The following is a 15,737-nucleotide window of genomic DNA, read 5'->3' on the forward strand; positions in this document are numbered from 1 at the left end:
ATGGCAACCCAGACCCTCACCCGACCCGCCCCCCGCAGCGCGTCCGCCACACAACTCCGCCAGCCCCGGAAGAAGATGACGGCGGGCAGGGCCGCCGTCCTGGCGGTCGCCGCGGTCCTCGCCGTTCTCTGGCTGATTCCCTTCGCCTGGGCAACCGCCACCGCCTTCAAGAGCGAGACGGACGCCGCGGCGCCGAAAGTAAGCTGGATCCCGCCGTCGGGCTTTACCGCCGACGCGTTCGTCAAAGTGTTCCAGGACGGCAACATCCCGCTGTGGACGTGGAACTCGCTCTACACCTCCGCGGCCATCACCGTGATCACGCTGGCCATTTCCGCGCTGGTGGCCTACGCCCTGTCCCGCATCGACTTCCGCGGCAAAAAGGTGCTGATGACGGTGATCATCGCCTCCATCATCATCCCGCCGCCGGTCCTGATCATCCCGCTGTTCTACCAAATGGTGGCACTGCACATGATCGACACGTCGTGGGCCATCATCCTGCCGCAGGTCATCCACCCGGCCATGGTGTTCGTGCTCAAGAAGTTCTTCGACCAGATCCCGCGTGAACTCGAGGAGGCCGCGGTGATGGACGGCGCCAGCCGGATGCGGATCTTCACCCAGATCATCCTGCCCCTCTCACGGCCCATCCTGGCCGCCGTCGCAATCTTCGTTTTCATCAGCGCCTGGAACAACTTCCTCTGGCCCTTCATCTCCACCAATGACGGCTCCATCCTGACCCTGCCGGTGGGGCTGCAGACCATCAAGAGCGCCTACGGCATCCAGTATGCGCAGAACATGGCCTCCGCGCTGCTCGCGGCGTTGCCGCTCATCCTCGTCTTCCTGTTCTTCCAGCGCCAGATCATCAAAGGCGTTGCGACGACGGGACTCGCCGGTACCTGACCAGGCACCTTCGCTTTCCCCTGACTATCAAGAATCTGAAACACAACCAAGGAGATACCCCACATGTCCCGCGCAAGGATCACCCTCGACCGCGACTTCACCATCGGGGAAGTACCCCGCCGCCTCTTCGGCTCCTTCGTTGAGCACATGGGCCGCTGCGTGTACACCGGTATTTACGAGCCCGGCCACCCGGAGGCCGACGAGAACGGCTTCCGCCAGGACGTGCTCAAGCTCGTTAAGGAGCTCGGCGCCACCGTCATCCGCTACCCCGGCGGCAACTTCGTCTCCGGCTACAACTGGGAGGACGGCATCGGCCCCCGGGAAAACCGCCCCCGCCGGCTCGACGGCGCCTGGCACACCCTTGAGACCAACGCCTTCGGCCTGCACGAGTTCGTGGACTGGTCCCGGCAGGCGGGCACCGAAATCATGGAAGCCATCAACCTGGGCACCCGGGGAGTGGAGGCGGCCCGCGAGATCGTGGAGTACGCCAACCACCCGGGCGGCACCTACCTGTCCGACCTGCGCGCCAAGAACGGCCACAAGGACCCGTTCAACATCAAGCTGTGGTGCCTCGGCAACGAGATGGACGGGCCCTGGCAGATCGGGCACAAGACCGCCGAGGAATACGGCCGGCTGGCCCAGGAGGCCGCCAAGGCCATGCGCTTCGTGGACCCGGACATCGAACTGGTGGCCTGCGGCAGCTCCAACTCCGCAATGCCGACCTTCGGCGCCTGGGAGCAGACCGTGCTGACCCACGCCTACGACGAAGTGGATTACGTCTCGCTGCACGCCTACTACCAGGAGCACGACGGCGACGTCGGCAGCTTCCTCGCCAGCGCCGTGGACACCGACTACTTCATCGAGTCGGTGATCGCCACGGCGGACGCCGTCCGAGCGAAGGGCAAGCACAAGAAGCACATCCACCTGTCCTTCGACGAGTGGAACGTCTGGTACCAGCGCGGCCTCGACACCGAGGACCAGCCGCACAACGTCTCCAAGGCGGGCTGGCGCGAGCACCCCAGGGTCATCGAGGACAAGTACAACGTGACGGACGCGGTGGTCGTCGGCACCCTGCTCAACTCGCTGCTCCGCCACGGTGACCGGGTCAAGATCGCCAACCAGGCGCAGCTGGTCAACGTGATCGCGCCGATCTTCAGCGAGGAAAACGGCCCGGCCTGGCGCCAGACCATCTTCCACCCGTTCGCCCGGATGGCCGAACTGGCGAAGGGCCAGATCCTGCGCCTGTCCGTCGACTCGGACAAGTACGGCAACGCCCGCTTCGGCGACACCGACCTCGTGGACGTCAGCGCGACGTGGAATGAGGAATCCGGCCGGGTGGCGCTGTTCTTCGCGAACCGCGGCCTGGAGGAAGCGGCCGACGTCGAGGTAACCCTGCGCGGCTTTGACGCCCGCCAGGTGCTCCGCGCCGAGGTCCTGGAAATCCCGGAGGGCGGGGACCGCTTCACGATCAATACCCAGGGAAGCCCGGACCGCGTGGACCTGAAGCCGCTCGAAGGGGCGAAGGCAAGCGGCTCCGAGCTGCGGCTGAGCCTGCCGGCGCTGTCCTGGGCCGTCGTCGAGCTGGACGTGGTCAAGAACTAGCCGTCAGGAACTAGAGGCAAGACGTACGACGGCGGGAACGTCCCGCCGTCGTACGTTTGTGTCCCTACGCGGGATAGACGGCGATGGCCGTGGCCTTGATGACGAAGTAGACGGTCATCCCGGGGGTGAGTCCTAGGTCTGCCGAGGCTGCCGGGGTGATGTCCGCGGACAGCCCGCCGGCGTGGACACGGATCTGGTCGCCGTGGGGCTCCAGGTCCGTGATGGTGACGGCGAACGAGTTCCGCGGGCTGCCGTGTTCAGCGCTCAGGAAGACCGAGACCGCCGTCGGCGAAAAGACGGCGACGCCGTTCTGGCCGGGAACGGCACCGTCCTCGGTGTGCGCGGTGATGTCCAGTCCGCCGTCGGACGTGAGCCCGTGGCCTGTGATGGTTCCGGGGAGGAGGTTCAGGCCCGCCAAGCCGGCGGCGAACTTGCTCCGCGGTTTTTCCAGGACGCCGCGGGTAGGTCCTTCCTCGGTGATCCGCCCTCCTTCGACGACGATGGCCCGGTCAGCGAGCATGAGGGCGTCCAAGGCGTCGTGCGTGATGATGATGGCCCGGCGGTTGGCGAGGACGCGTTTAAGGAGCCTGCGCAGCATGGGGGCGGCATGGATGTCGAGCGCGGCCATGGGTTCGTCGAGGAGCAGCAGCTCGGGGTCCGTGGCCAGGGCGCGGGCGATGGCGACGCGCTGTGCCTGTCCGCCGGAGAGCTGGCCGGGCCGCCGGTCCGCGAACTCCGCGGCCTCCACCTCGGCCAGCCAGTGCCGTGCCGTCTGCATCGCACTGGCCCGGTTCGCGCCGGCCGCCCGCGGTCCGAAGGCGACATTCTCCAGCACAGTCATGTGCGGAAACAGCAGTGGCTCCTGTGCGAGCAATGCTGTTCCCCGGGAGTGCGGCGGCAGAAAGTGACTGTTCCCGCCGTCGAGGTTGAACAGCGTTTTCCCTCCGAGCACGGCGTGCCCGCTGTCCGGGCGGAGAAGCCCGGCGATGATCCCCAGCAACGTCGACTTGCCGGCTCCGTTCGGCCCCAGCACGGCGACGGTTTCGGCGGGCCCGAGCGTGAGCCCGACGTCGAAGTTGCGAGCGTGCAGGGCGGCGTTGAGTGTGAAGGTCATGCTGTTGGTCCTGCCTCTGCCGGCAGCGCCCGGGGGCGCCGGTAGGAAAGTCCGACGACGGCGACGGCCACCGCGACCAGCACCAGTGAGAGCGCGACGGCGGCGTCTGCGTCGGTCTCCCGCTGCAGGTAGATCTCCAGCGGCAGGGTGCGCGTGACCCCCTGCAGGCTGCCGGCGAACGTCAGGGTGGCACCGAACTCCCCAAGGCAGCGCGCGAAGGACAGCACGGCGCCGGAAGCCAGCCCCGGCAGCACCAGCGGGATGCTGACGCGGCGCAGCACGGTGGTGGGGCGGGCGCCGAGGGTCGCCGCGACGGCCTCGTACTTCGTGCCGGCGGTGCGCAGGGCGCCCTCGAGGCTGACCACCAGGAACGGCAGCGCGACGAACGTCTGGGCGAGAACGACGGCGGTGGTGGAGAAGGCGATCTGGATCCCCGCCAGCTCCAGGCTCCGGCCGAGCAGGCCCTGCCGGCCGAATGTGTAGAGCAGGGCGATGCCGCCGACGACAGGCGGCAAGACCAGGGGGAGCAGCACGAAGGCCCGCAGCAGCCGCTGGCCCGGGAAGCTGGCTCGGGCCAGCACGAGGGCCAGCGGGACGCCGAGCACGATGCACAGCATGGTGCTGGCGGCCGAGGTCCGCAGGCTCAGGCCAAGCGCGGTGAGGGAGGATTCCGAGGTGATGAGCGGGATGAACTGCCCCCAGTTCACCTTGGCCACCATGGCAGCCAGCGGCAGCAGGACAAACAGGGCTCCTGCTGCCGCGAGGGCGAACACCCACGGCGGGACGCCGGTGTATCCGGTGTCCCGCCTGTTTGTTTTGCGGGCCGTCCAAGCCTTGCTACGGGGTGCCGAAACCGGCGTCACTGAGGACCTTCCTGCCTTCGCTGCCGGTGACCGTGGCGATGAAGGCCCTGGCCGGTTCCTTGTTCCTGCTGCTGCCCACGGTGGCGATCGGGTAGGTGTTCACGGCCTGGTCCGACTCACCGAACGTGATGCCCTTGACCTTGCCGCCTGCGGTCCTGACGTCGGTGACGTAGACCAGGCCGGCGTCGGCTTCACCGGAGGTGACCTTGCCCAGGACGTCTGAGACGGACGATTCCTCACTGACAGGTTTCAGGGTGGTTCCGGTGGCCTTTTCCACCGTTTCTGTGGCGGAGCCGCACGGCACCTGCGGTGCACACACCACCACCTTGACGCCCGGCTTTGCCAGGTCGGCGAAGGAACTGATCGACGCCGGGTTGGCCGGCGGAACCGCGATTTCCAGGACGTTGGTGGCGAAGTTGCTGGCCGCTCCGTCGATGAGCTTCGCGTCGGACAGCTTGGCCATGTTCTTGGTGTCGGCGGAGGCGAACACGTCCGCCGGGGCTCCCTGGCTGATCTGCGTGACCAGGTCCGAGGACCCGGCAAAGTTGAGCGTGACCTTGGTGCCGGGGTTCGCGGCTTCGAATTCGGAGGCGATCCTGGTGAAGGTCGCCTTCAGCGACGCGGCGGCAAACACGGTCACGGTGCCGCTGGTGCCGGCCGTCGAACTGCCGTTCGGGGCCGTGCTGTTGGCGGCATTGCCGCCCGCGGTACTGGAAGCGCAGCCGGACAGCCCCGCGGCAAGGACGCCGGCGGCCAGCAGGGCGGTGATGCGCGCGCGGGTGGTGCTCATATGATGCTCTTTCCCTGGGGTGTTTCGATGATGACGGTGGTGGCCTTGACCACGGCGGTGGCCACGGAGCCGAGTTCCAGGCCGAGCTCCCGAACGGCTTCGCTGCTCATCAGGGAGACGACGCGGAACCGGCCGCACTGCAGCTCCACCTGGGCCATGACCTTGTCCGCGGTGATGCCGGTGACGAGGCCAACGAACCGGTTGCGCGCCGAGCTGCCCACGCGGGTGGGGTCCTCGGGCAGCTGCGCCTGGTCGCGGGCGAGGTGCGCGAGTTCAAGTCCTTCAACAGCCAGCCTGCCGGAGGCGTCCTTGACGGGGGTGAGCGTTCCATTCTCGGTCCAGCGCCGGACGGTGTCGTCGCTGACGCCCAGGAACCGCGCTGCTTCGGAGATGCGGATTTTCGGCATAACACCATAATCCACTATTTGCGGATAACTGTGGCTTTTTCTTCCGCAAATTCGGAACTATGACCGGTTGAAGCGGCGGCAGAAGGCCGCCGAGCTATTGGCCGGTTGGGTCTCCGTCGGGATTTCGCTTGGACGTGATGGCGGGATTCGAACCCGCGTCAACGGTTTTGCAGACCGCTCCCTGGCCTCTCGGGCACACCACGTACCGGTAGCCTAGGCAAGCCCCGGCCCCATGTCGCCTGTGTGTAGAACTCGGTCTTTGCATGGCGGCTGACTACGCCATGACGGACTGCGCCGCCTGGTATCCGGCCAGGTCCAGCGTGTACACCACCAGCAAGGGCAACAGGCTCGCGGTACTCACCAGGCCGCCGTCGGCCGCGTCCTCAGCACCAGAATTCGTCACCCAAGGCACGCATTTGGCCCGGTTTTGTTACGCCCCGCTTCGGCCGGTGAAGCTGCGTTTCCATGCGCGTCAATTCGTTGCAGCCGAGGTTTGGAAGCAGGCGGCGAGGTGCTTGATTGGGTGTACACGCTTCGAAAGGACTCGCCATGACGGAACTCTCAGACCTCAGCCCGCGCCGGATCCGCAACGTGTTGGGCCACTTCGCAACGGGCCTGACCGTGATCACCGCGGCGACGGAGAACGGCCCTGCCGGGTTCACCTGCCAGTCCTTTGCATCCCTCTCGCTGGAACCGGCGCTGGTGACCTTCAGCCCGGCGCGGACCTCCAGCACCTGGCCGCTGCTGCGCCAGGCGGGCCGCTTCACCATCAACATCCTTCCCGCCGACCACCAGCACCTCGCGGCCCAGTTCGCGCGGTCCGGTGCGGACAAGTTCGCCGGCGTTGACCACTCGCCGTCGCCCCTCGGCAACCCTGTGCTCGACGGCGCCCTGGCCTGGGTGGACTGCGAGCTGCACCAGGAGTACGACGGCGGCGACCACACCATTGTGGTGGCCGCAGTCCACGCACTGAGCGCCCGTTCCGACGTCGACCCCCTGCTCTTCTTCAAGGGCGACTACGTCTCCGTGCAGCCACGGGCCAAGATCCTGGAGGGCGTCGCATGACACAGGACGGCGTATCATGACCAGGGCCAGAGCCGCGTCGACTCCAAGACGCGGGACTCCGGCTTGGTGTGGATCATCAGTTCCGCGGGGCAGGGCGGCCAGATGTACGGCAACCGCGACGGAGTTCGGCTCCGGTATCGGGATTGACTAGTGGTTCCGGAGTCCTACGGTCCCGCTTCGCGCCGCGCTTCCGCTCGGCGTTGATGGGCCTGCTCGACCAGTTCGATCATCCACGGACGGTGTCCCCGGAGGAACGTCATCCCGTCGGGCAGCCCCTGGACCGAGGGGATGGAACTGGCAATGTCGATGGTGATGCGGCCACCGCCCAGAGGTGCGTTGGTGATGTGCAGATCCCCAAAGGACTCCGGAAGAACGGGATCCATCCATACCCCGCCGGCGGAAACCACCGGGTCGTAGCGCATCAGGCTCGTCACCAGCTGGATCGGCGCGGTCGCCGCCCAGGCCTGCGGAGAGCACGCCGTCGGATACGGGACGGGGGCGGCGAGCTGTTCCCGGCTGAAACCGCAGAACAGCTCCGGGAGCCGGCCATCGGAGTACTCGGCGGCATCCATCATGCCGGTGGCGATCCGCTGCGCCTCGGCCACGAAGCCATAGCGGAGGAGTCCGGCCGCGACGATGGCGTTGTCGTGCGGCCACACCGATCCGTTGTGGTAGCTGGCAGGATTGTACGCGCCCATGTCGCTGGCCAGGGTGCGCACGCCCCAGCCGCTGAACATTTCGGGGGACATCAGACGTTCGGCCACTTGAGGCGCCTTGTCCTCGTCAATGAGGCCCTGCAACATGCAGTGCCCCATGTTCGACGCGCACGCGTCGACCTGCCGCTTCTGGCCGTCCAGGGCAATGGCGTAGTACCCGCGTTCAGGGATCCAGAACTGCTCGTTGAACTGTTTCTTCAGCCGGGCCGCGCGGTCGGCGAGCTCATTCCCAAAAGCCGTGTCCCCGGCGTCGTACGCCAGCCAGGCGCGCGAAAGGTAAGCGACGTACACGTAGGCCTGGACCTCGCAGAGTGCGATCGGCGGCTCGGCGAGTTTGCCGTTGGCGAAGTTGATTCCATCCCAAGAGTCCTTCCAGCCCTGGTTGATCAGCCCCTGGTCGTTGAGGCGCTCGTACTCGACGAAGCCGTCGCCGTCCCTGTCCCCGTAGTTCATGATCCACTCCAGCGCGCGGTCCGCATGCGGCAGCAGGGCGGCGATGGTATCCCCGGCGAAGCCCCAGCGGCTGACCGCCCCGAGCACCATCAGGAACAAGGGTGTCGCATCGACGCTGCCGTAATAGTTGGACTTGCCGCCCAGGGACAGCCCGCTGGAAACGTCGAGCCGGACCTCGTGGAGGATCTTGCCCGGCTCCTCCTCGGTCATCGGGTCCACCACGGTGCCCTGGCGGTCCGCGAGGGTCTGCAGGGTGCCGAGGGCCAGGGACGGGTCCACGGGCATCGCCATTACTGAGGCCCACAGCGAGTCCCTGCCGAACAGGGTCATGAACCAGGGCGCCCCGGCGGCCACGACGACCCGTTCCGGGTGGTCGGGGTCCTCGATCCGAAGGGCGCCCAGATCGTCGTAGCTGCGGCGAAGGGTCCGTTCAACCGACCGGTTGCCCATTTGCAGGACCGGAATCTTCGCCACCCACTCCCGCCGGCGGCGGTCCCGGGGGGACAGGCCATCCCCGTCAGGATGGACAAATGCGGTCGCGGAGGCGGTTCCCCCGGTGCTGGGCAGCACGGTCAGGACCGTGCTCCAGTGTCCGTGCGCCGGAATTGAAGCCCGGTACGTCACCGCACCCGTCGAAATGTCCGCACCGGGGGCCTGGACAACCATTCCCTTCCGGACGTCCTGCCATGCGGCCCGAATGGTGAGCGCACCGCCGTCGGCCTGACGGCTTTCGTCCCAGCGGCGCCGGATGCGTGCCTCTTTCACCTCAAAGAGGTCAGCGAAGTCCGCCTCGATCCTCAGTGCGATGACGCATTCGACCGGCTCGAGGGAGTAGTTCCGGACGGTGACCTGCTCCTGGATGCCGGCCCCGACCTCCCGCAGTCGCTCCACGATCAGCGGGCTGTCGGCGTAGCCGTCAGAGCGGGGAACCCGCCCGACAAACAGCGCCCGGTACGGCTCCTTGGTCTCGGCCGCCAGCGGCTCCAGCGCCAGGCCATCAACCGTCAGGCTCCAGCCCGAAAGAATGCGGGCGTCCTGCACGAAGAGGCCATGCGGATGCTCGGCACTGATGTCCCCGTTCGGCAAGGAAATACAGAAGGATGATCCCTCCACCAAAGTGACTGTCCCGGCCCCCAAAGGACCCGCCGCCGTATCAGCATTCCATCCAGCCATCGGGGCCACCTCCGAGAAACCAGCAACAGCGTGCAGTTCGACGCTACGCTTGCATGCTCTGGCTAGCTAGGGCTTGCCGCGTACGACGGCGCCGTGCCGGATTACGCAGGGATCGCTCCGGATTCCGGCTGGACGCCCCAGGTCATTTTCCGGATCGTTTCGCGCTGCAAACCGCTGAGGGCGGCGAGCTCATAGTCATCCAGAACCCCCCGCCGTCGTGCTCCTGCCAGGAGGTTCAGGCGGCGGTCTTCCAGGGCCGTCTTGGCCTCTTCAAGTTCAGCCAGCTCAGACTTGAGCTGGCTGATCACCGCAAGATGCTGCTCGGCCGGCAGCCCGGACGGGATCAGGTCCTCGGCCGACAGGCCCACTGTGCGGACCGCCCAGCGGGAGAGCTCCGCGGCGTCGGCGAGGCGGGTGATTTTCAGGCCGTCGCAAAGCGCCTGCGCAATCCGCTGGTTCAACCGGACGGAGAGGGCGCGCATGCTGGTGGCATTGAAGGAAATCCGCTGCCGGCTGTCCCTGAGCAGCTTGCGCGTCTTTTCCGCCTGGACAGCGGTCTTGTCGGGTTTCGCCGTCCCCCGGTAGCGGTAGTAGCCCTCCCGGCGGTCGTCGCGGTGCAGAACAGCCAAGAGCACTCCTCGGTTCGGATTTACGTCGGACGGTGCCGGCTTGGGCTGGCCAGATGGCGGCCGCCAAGCGGGCCCGGTTTATGTAGAAGGCTAGGCAGGCCGGACGTTGGGGCGGAAATACCTATAGTGCGTGGAGCCATAACCAAAAAGTTTGACTTGCGTCCTTTTGCAGGAGGCCGACGGCGGTCCATAAGAGACGCTTATCCGTCCACGCAGATTAGGTCTTATCCATACGGGCGGGGATTCCCTAGTGTCGAAGGAACGAGTATCGCTCCGTCCTGACTCCCTAGGAAGAGACCATGTCTGAATTTGAACCTGCATCGCGAGTGTCCCGCATCAAGTCTTCTGCCAGCGTGGCCGCAGCGGCCCGCGTGCGTGAGTTGAAGGCGGAAGGGCGCCGGATCCTGGACCTGACTGTCGGTGAGCCGGACTTCGATACGCCTGGACACATCAAGGCTGCAGCGGTTGAGGCGATCAGCAAGGGCGAGACGAAGTACACCTCGGTCACCGGTACGCCGGCACTGCAGAAGGCGATCCTCCAGACGATCGAGCTGCGCAGCGGCCTCCACTACACACCGGCTGAGATCACCATCGGCGGTGGCGCCAAGCAGGTGATCTTCACGGCGTTCATGGCTTCGCTGGATGCCGGCGACGAGGTTGTGGTGCCCGCGCCGTACTGGGTTTCCTACCCGGACATGGTGCTTGCGAACGAGGGCACCCCGGTGGTTGTCACTTGCGGCGAGGAGTCGGGCTTCAAACTGACCCCCGAAGCCTTGGCCGGGGCGCTGAACGAGCGGACCAAGTGGGTCATCCTGAACACCCCGTCAAACCCGACGGGCGCCGTGTACTCCCGGGCGGAACTACGGGCCCTGGCGGATGTCCTGGCGGACTTCCCGAACGTCTACGTCCTGACGGACGAGATCTATGACCAGATCTACTTCGGTTCCGGCCGGATTTCGAGCCTGGTGGAGGTTGTCCCGGAGCTGAAGGACCGCGTTCTCGCCGTCAACGGCGTTTCGAAGGCCTACGCCATGACCGGCTGGCGGCTGGGTTACGCCGCCGGGCCGGCGCCGCTGATCGCGGCGATCAACAAGCTCCAGTCGCAGATCTCCTCCTGCCCGTCCTCGGTGAGCCAGGCCGCCGGCGCCGCCGCGCTCACCGGCGACCAGACATTCGTGCGGGAGAGCGTAGAGGTCTACCGCAGCCGACGCGATGCGGCGGTAGCCGCGCTGAACGCCGTCGACGGCCTTTCATGCGCGACGCCGGAAGGCGCCTTTTACGCGTACGTCAACTGCGGCGGTGCCATCGGCAAAACCACCCCGGAAGGGAAGGTCATTGCCAACGATGAGGACTTCACGCTCTACCTTCTTGAGGCAGCCTCGGTCGCTGTCATCCAGGGCTCGGCCTACGGCCTGGGCCCGTACTTCCGCATCTCCTACGCCACCAGCCTCGACGTCATTGAAGAGTCCATCGCAGCCATCGACAAGGCCGTGCGGGCACTCAGCTAACCCCACTAATCGGGCACTCAGCTAACCCCATCAAATGAAGGAAAATCCCGTGATCCACGTCAAGACCAACATCGAACGACCCGACGCCGACGCCGTCCGTCGCCTGGCGCAGTTCTCCTCGGCCACGATCCACGAGGCACAGGGCCGCAAGGGAGCGCTCAGCTCCAAGATCAAGCCAATCGACCGCAGCATGTCCTTCTGCGGGCCTGCCACCACCGTCCGTTGCGCGCCGCGGGACAACCTCATGCTGCAGGTGGCCATCCACTACGCCGAGGCCGGGGACGTTGTCCTGGCCGCGGCTGGCGAGTACGAGGAAGCCGGCACGTTCGGCGACGTCCTCGGCAACGCCATGAAGGCCAAGGGCCTCGCGGGCCTGGTGACGGACTCCGGCGTCCGCGACACCCAGGACCTCATCGAACTGGGCCTGCCCGTGTTCTCCGGCAGTGTCTCCATCAAGGGCACTGTTAAGGAGACCATCGGCCCCATCAACCACCCTGTGGTTTTCGGTGACGAGATCATCTACCCCGGCGACGTCCTGCGCGGCGACGCGGACGGCGTTGTTGTGGTCCGGAAGGACGAGATCGAGGAAGTCATACGCCTCTCGCAGGAACGTGACGACGCCGAGCGCGAGCTGATCGGCCTCTACAAGGCAGGCGGAACGACCATCGAACTGTGCAAGCTCACCGAAGTTCTGAAGGCCAAGGGCCTGCTCGTCGAACAGGCGTAATCGCGTTTTCGTGAAGCGGCGACCCGAGGATCTGAAGGCCAGGGGCCTGGCCGTCGAGCCCGCGTAGTTGCGTAGGTGGCTGGATCCGACAGCCTGGACGCGACCGCGCCGCGATCGTAAGCGCCGGCACCGCCTCAGGCGGGACAGTCTTCTGTCCCGCCTGAGGCGTAACTATGCCGCCGCTCTTTTGCCTCCTGCGCTTTGCTTCCCGCTTGCTCCCCCCGGCTGCGCCTGTCCGCCGCAACCCCGCCCGCTAGGGCGATGGGCCAGGCTTTTCGGATTGGTGCGTTTCGCACACCCCGCTTCCGGACCGGCTGGTTTGAATCAGCCCGGATCCGGGCGGTGGAGGCGCAGTGGATCGGTAGGTGTGGCCTGTTGGGGTGGTGAGTTCGATGGTGTGCCGGGGTCCGGGTCTGGGCCTTGCTTTCCAGCCGGGAAGTTCCTTGGCGTGGTTGCACGCTTCGCAGAGCCCGGCACCGTTGGCCAGGCTGGTTGGGCCGTCGTCGTGCCAGGGGGTGATGTGGTCGTGGTGGCGGATGGGGGCGTCGCAGTAGGGGGTGCGGCAGGTGTCGTCGCGGATTTGGATGAAGCGGCGCAGTGGTGCGGGGAAGAGGCGCCGTCGGGAGTCCATGGCGACGAGGTCGCCGGTTCCGGGGGCGGTGTAGAGCCGGCGGAGCCAGATTTTGAGCCCCTGGCCTCCTTCTACCTGCCCCTGCGTTAGCAGGTTCCGGGCATAGTCTGCGGGGACGGTGCCGTAGCCGGGGATCCGGGCGGGTTCGGTGTCGCCTTGGAGGAGGGTGTGGTCGGTCATGACGAGGTTGATCTCGATGCCGGTGATGCCGCCGGGTGTGCCGGTGGTGCGTTCGACGAGGGTGTCGGCTTTGATCTGGTCGCGGGAGCGCGGGTCTCCGGCGCCGTGGAGGGTATCGGCCTGCCGGGTCAGGGCCGCGTAAACGGCAACGCCCTGTTGGACGGGCAGCAGCGCCGTCAGGTAGGTCATGCAGTCCGGGGCCGGGCGCAGGCTGACGGTCCGTTCGGACGCGGCGTGGCTCGCCCGTTGGGTGACCGAGCGTGGGTCCCTGCGGGTTGCGGCGGCCCGGGTTGCGGCGATGACGGTGCGGGTTCCGGCGCCGGTGAAGGTTCCGGTGTCGGCGGCGAGTTCCTCGTCGACGGCGGTCCGGTCGGCCACACTCAGGCAGGCGGTCTCTTTCACGACGTACATGGCGTGCTCTTCATTGAGCTGGCCGGTGTCCAGGGCGGCCAGGGTGTGGGGCATCTCCTTGACCAGGGCCTTCGACATGCCGAGCAGCCGGCCGCCGCGGTGCGGGGACTCGCCCCGGGCCAGCGCAATCTGCTCAGCGGCGCCCGGGCTCTGTTCTTTGGGACGTTTCTTGTCGAGGTCCTCAGCCAACAGCGTCTCAGGGCTGCCCTGCTCCGCGAGTTCGGTTTGTTCCTCGCGGTGCAGGATCTCGAAGGCGACGGCAAGCCGTGCCTGTTGACCGGCCGCCCAGCACTTGAAGTCCTCGTAGCCGCGTATCTGGTCGATCAGCCCGGCACCGTCGGTGAGGTCTGCTGCCGGGAGAAGCCAACCCGTCGCTGTTGTACGGTCCAACAAGGCCTCGGGAAACGGGTCCTCCGGGAACGAGGCCGGATACGCGGCGTCAGGGTCGTCGTCATACGGCAACCCGCCGTCCGCCAACCCCTCAAACGGAACGGAACGGTTCGCGAACGCACCCTCGGGGAACGCGGCAAGGGGGAAAACGGCCTCTGGAAGAAGAGTGTCAGGAACCGCGGCAGCCTGCAGAACTCCGCCGTGCGGCGCTCCTGCTGTCAGTGCAGAATTCCAGCTGCCTTCCATGTACTCAGTCTGCCAAGGGGGACTGACAATAAAGGGTCGATCGGGCGCCACATGGGGCGGGATTCAAAAAGTTTCCTGAACCCACCGGAGAACGAAAACTGGGTAGCAGCAGGGGGCGTTCCCAGCGCTGGGAACGCCCTGAAGTGCTACCCAGTTGGGTGCGGGGCCGGGAAACAGCCGAGCAGAAGGACCAAATCGCGGCAGCACCGCCGTCGTACGCGTTTTCATCCCGCGGGGAAGTGGAAACTCGGTAGCAGCTCGCGGCCTTCCCAGCCCTGGGAACGCCCTGAAGTGCTACCCAGTTGGGTGCCGGAGTGGTGAGCGCGGTTAGACGCGCTGGTGGCCCGGGTAAGCCGGGGCGCCGAAGACGGCGTCTTCCAGGTGCCAGACCGTCGAGCCGCCGCCGCTGACCGGCATGATGCTCCCCTCGAAAACGAAGACTGGAGCGGACCGGTCCTCCGGCCGCCAGAAACCGTTGGTGGGGCAGTGGGACCCGGTTTTCGCCATAAGTCCGAGACTCGGGTCGGTAGTTCTCCTGATGGTGCTGAGCTTTTTCATGGCTGGCTCCCCGTTGATTCTGTTTGTGGAAAGTGCTTTTCCACAATTTCTTGGCTTGCTGCCAATATTAGAATCCCGGGGAGCCGGTTACTAAGACAAATGATGAGTGCCCTAATAAGCGGAACCTATGAAACCCTACCCGCCATACTTATTGCTGAGCATTTCCTGCAGCATTTCCTTCAGCACCAGGAGTACAGCGGACGCCGCCTCCGAGAGGGGATCGTGGTCGGGCGTGCACAGCGCGATCTTGCACTGCAGCGCGGGGTCCACAATCCGCAGAACGCGGAAGTCCTCCTCGTGGAACAGTGCGTCCGCAGCCGACTTGGGCATGATCGTAGCCCCCAGATCCGCCCGCAGGAGGCGGGCAATGGACGGCACCGACTCCACTTCGCCCACCAGTTGGAGTTTGAGTCCCTTGCTGTCAAAGCCCTTCTCCACGGCTTGGCGGAGGGTGTGGATCTTCTCGGGAAGGAAGAGCCCCAGGCGGGCCACCTCCTCCAGCGTGATCTCGCCGTCCTGCGCGTTAACATCCGGTCTGGCGGCGTTGACCACCAGGTGCAGGTCCTCGACGATCATCGTGGTGAAGAGGACGCCGCGGATGGGGCCCGGCTCGTAGATGAGGGCCATGTCCAGCCGGCCATTCTTGATGGCTTCACTCAGGACGCCGCCATAGATTTCCGTGACGTGCAGGACGATATCCGGGTACCGGCGGGCCACTTCGCTGATGATCTGAGGCGTCAGGCTCGAGGCCATGCTGTAGGGCGCAATGGCGATGGACACCCTGCCTGACGGCGCGGCCCCGGACTTGGCAACGTCCTGCCGGGCCTGTGCGACGAGCCGCAGGATGGACTGGGCGTGGCGGTACAGCGTGTGCCCGGCGGCCGTGGGCTGCACGCCCTGCTTGCTGCGGATCAGCAGCCGCTGCTTCAGTTCAGTCTCCAGCGCCGAAACCTGCTGGCTCAGGGCCGGCTGTGCCACGTGAAGTGCGGCCGCCGCCTTGGTGATGCTCCCCGAGTCCACGATCTGTACAAAGTACGCAAGTTTCCTGGTGTCCACGGCCGCCCTCTCTCTTCGCGGCGCCCTGAACCCAGAGAAGGTCATAACGGGTTGCTATGGAGGGACACGCAATAAGTCTTTGTGTGATCCACATCGCTGACACTAGGTTGAACCCAGAACGCTATTTCACTAAGCCTACATTCTATCCCCTCCGGTGACATGCGAATTCCTGATGGGGTCAGATGCATTTTGCATAGAAATAGACTTCATCGAAATAGGCGCCCTGTTTTACATTCCCGAAATAAATGCTCCATATCTTCAATTCAACGAGGGCGGGCCGCCAAGAGCCGAACCCTCCTTAGTGGGAAGGAGACGATCATG

General features: G+C 65.9%; 15 protein-coding genes and 1 tRNA gene. 5 read left to right on the top strand and 11 right to left on the bottom strand.

Features of this window, described 5'->3' with window-relative positions; all coding sequences use genetic code 11:
* Both AC57BR_RS18160 and arfA read left to right on the top strand, forming a co-directional pair.
* The gene (locus AC57BR_RS18160; RefSeq protein WP_496363057.1) at positions 1-897 is read left to right on the top strand and encodes a carbohydrate ABC transporter permease; all 897 of its coding nucleotides are present in this window, start codon (positions 1-3) and stop codon (positions 895-897) included.
* Positions 898-960: 63 nt separating this feature from the next.
* Entirely contained in the window at positions 961-2,499 is a 1,539-nt protein-coding gene (arfA, locus tag AC57BR_RS18165) for an arabinosylfuranosidase ArfA (protein WP_496363059.1), read from the top strand.
* A 64-nt stretch (positions 2,500-2,563) separates the two neighbouring features.
* Here the strand turns inward: arfA and AC57BR_RS18170 are convergent, their stop codons facing one another.
* From AC57BR_RS18170 to AC57BR_RS18195, 6 genes are all read right to left on the bottom strand, one after another.
* The gene (locus tag AC57BR_RS18170) at positions 2,564-3,613 is read right to left on the bottom strand and encodes a sulfate/molybdate ABC transporter ATP-binding protein (RefSeq protein WP_496363061.1); all 1,050 of its coding nucleotides are present in this window, start codon (positions 3,611-3,613) and stop codon (positions 2,564-2,566) included.
* Complete coding sequence (locus tag AC57BR_RS18175) at positions 3,610-4,476, bottom strand: ABC transporter permease (RefSeq protein ID WP_496363063.1); 867 nt, start codon at positions 4,474-4,476, stop codon at positions 3,610-3,612. Before AC57BR_RS18175 ends, AC57BR_RS18170 begins: the two co-directional genes overlap by 4 nt.
* Positions 4,451-5,266, bottom strand: coding sequence for a molybdate ABC transporter substrate-binding protein (gene modA / locus AC57BR_RS18180; protein ID WP_496363065.1), 816 nt, complete (start codon positions 5,264-5,266; stop codon positions 4,451-4,453). The genes AC57BR_RS18175 and modA overlap by 26 nt, the downstream gene beginning before the upstream one ends.
* Positions 5,263-5,673, bottom strand: coding sequence for a TOBE domain-containing protein (locus AC57BR_RS18185; RefSeq protein ID WP_496363067.1), 411 nt, complete (start codon positions 5,671-5,673; stop codon positions 5,263-5,265). The genes modA and AC57BR_RS18185 overlap by 4 nt, the downstream gene beginning before the upstream one ends.
* Positions 5,674-5,802: 129 nt before the next feature.
* Positions 5,803-5,876 (bottom strand) — tRNA-Cys (locus tag AC57BR_RS18190).
* Between the two features lie 71 nt (positions 5,877-5,947).
* Positions 5,948-6,076, bottom strand: coding sequence for a hypothetical protein (locus AC57BR_RS18195; RefSeq protein ID WP_496363069.1), 129 nt, complete (start codon positions 6,074-6,076; stop codon positions 5,948-5,950).
* A 146-nt stretch (positions 6,077-6,222) separates the two neighbouring features.
* Between AC57BR_RS18195 and AC57BR_RS18200 the strand changes: the two genes are divergently transcribed.
* Positions 6,223-6,738, top strand: coding sequence for a flavin reductase family protein (locus tag AC57BR_RS18200; protein WP_102974202.1), 516 nt, complete (start codon positions 6,223-6,225; stop codon positions 6,736-6,738).
* Between the two features lie 164 nt (positions 6,739-6,902).
* On the opposite strand, the gene AC57BR_RS18205 is transcribed toward AC57BR_RS18200, so the two are convergent.
* Together AC57BR_RS18205 and AC57BR_RS18210 are read right to left on the bottom strand one after the other, a co-directional pair.
* Positions 6,903-9,080, bottom strand: coding sequence for an amylo-alpha-1,6-glucosidase (locus AC57BR_RS18205; protein WP_496363071.1), 2,178 nt, complete (start codon positions 9,078-9,080; stop codon positions 6,903-6,905).
* Positions 9,081-9,181: 101 nt separating this feature from the next.
* Positions 9,182-9,709 carry a hypothetical protein gene (locus tag AC57BR_RS18210; RefSeq protein WP_496363073.1) on the bottom strand — a complete coding sequence of 176 codons (528 nt, stop codon included), beginning with the start codon at positions 9,707-9,709 and terminating at the stop codon, positions 9,182-9,184.
* Between the two features lie 299 nt (positions 9,710-10,008).
* Between AC57BR_RS18210 and AC57BR_RS18215 the strand changes: the two genes are divergently transcribed.
* On the top strand, positions 10,009-11,217 hold the full coding sequence (locus tag AC57BR_RS18215) for an aspartate transaminase (protein WP_496363075.1): 1,209 nt from the start codon (positions 10,009-10,011) through the stop codon (positions 11,215-11,217).
* 49 nt (positions 11,218-11,266) lie between these two features.
* Positions 11,267-11,944 carry a 4-carboxy-4-hydroxy-2-oxoadipate aldolase/oxaloacetate decarboxylase gene (locus AC57BR_RS18220; protein WP_496363077.1) on the top strand — a complete coding sequence of 226 codons (678 nt, stop codon included), beginning with the start codon at positions 11,267-11,269 and terminating at the stop codon, positions 11,942-11,944.
* Between the two features lie 253 nt (positions 11,945-12,197).
* Here AC57BR_RS18220 and AC57BR_RS18225 read toward each other — a convergent pair whose 3' ends face one another.
* From AC57BR_RS18225 to AC57BR_RS18235, 3 genes are all read right to left on the bottom strand, one after another.
* On the bottom strand, positions 12,198-13,802 hold the full coding sequence (locus AC57BR_RS18225; protein WP_496363079.1) for an HNH endonuclease: 1,605 nt from the start codon (positions 13,800-13,802) through the stop codon (positions 12,198-12,200).
* Positions 13,803-14,129: 327 nt separating this feature from the next.
* On the bottom strand, positions 14,130-14,360 hold the full coding sequence (locus AC57BR_RS18230; protein ID WP_496363081.1) for a hypothetical protein: 231 nt from the start codon (positions 14,358-14,360) through the stop codon (positions 14,130-14,132).
* Positions 14,361-14,495: 135 nt separating this feature from the next.
* Positions 14,496-15,416, bottom strand: a complete 921-nt coding sequence (locus tag AC57BR_RS18235; RefSeq protein WP_496363083.1) for a LysR substrate-binding domain-containing protein — start codon at positions 15,414-15,416, stop codon at positions 14,496-14,498.
* Positions 15,417-15,737 lie beyond the last annotated feature (321 nt).

This window comes from Arthrobacter sp. BGA-UO-ETr-C19, assembly GCF_059568005.1.

What these genes read in the sequence shown, in the direction of transcription:
- AC57BR_RS18230 (WP_496363081.1), bottom strand. Translation starts at nt 14,360, where the DNA reads ATGAAAAAGCTCAGCACCATCAGGAGAACTACCGACCCGAGTCTCGGA.
- AC57BR_RS18160 (WP_496363057.1), top strand. Translation starts at nt 1, where the DNA reads ATGGCAACCCAGACCCTCACCCGACCCGCCCCCCGCAGCGCGTCCGCC.
- AC57BR_RS18200 (WP_102974202.1), top strand. Translation starts at nt 6,223, where the DNA reads ATGACGGAACTCTCAGACCTCAGCCCGCGCCGGATCCGCAACGTGTTG.
- AC57BR_RS18170 (WP_496363061.1), bottom strand. Translation starts at nt 3,613, where the DNA reads ATGACCTTCACACTCAACGCCGCCCTGCACGCTCGCAACTTCGACGTC.
- arfA (WP_496363059.1), top strand. Translation starts at nt 961, where the DNA reads ATGTCCCGCGCAAGGATCACCCTCGACCGCGACTTCACCATCGGGGAA.
- AC57BR_RS18205 (WP_496363071.1), bottom strand. Translation starts at nt 9,080, where the DNA reads ATGGCTGGATGGAATGCTGATACGGCGGCGGGTCCTTTGGGGGCCGGG.
- AC57BR_RS18185 (WP_496363067.1), bottom strand. Translation starts at nt 5,673, where the DNA reads ATGCCGAAAATCCGCATCTCCGAAGCAGCGCGGTTCCTGGGCGTCAGC.
- AC57BR_RS18215 (WP_496363075.1), top strand. Translation starts at nt 10,009, where the DNA reads ATGTCTGAATTTGAACCTGCATCGCGAGTGTCCCGCATCAAGTCTTCT.
- AC57BR_RS18225 (WP_496363079.1), bottom strand. Translation starts at nt 13,802, where the DNA reads ATGGAAGGCAGCTGGAATTCTGCACTGACAGCAGGAGCGCCGCACGGC.
- modA (WP_496363065.1), bottom strand. Translation starts at nt 5,266, where the DNA reads ATGAGCACCACCCGCGCGCGCATCACCGCCCTGCTGGCCGCCGGCGTC.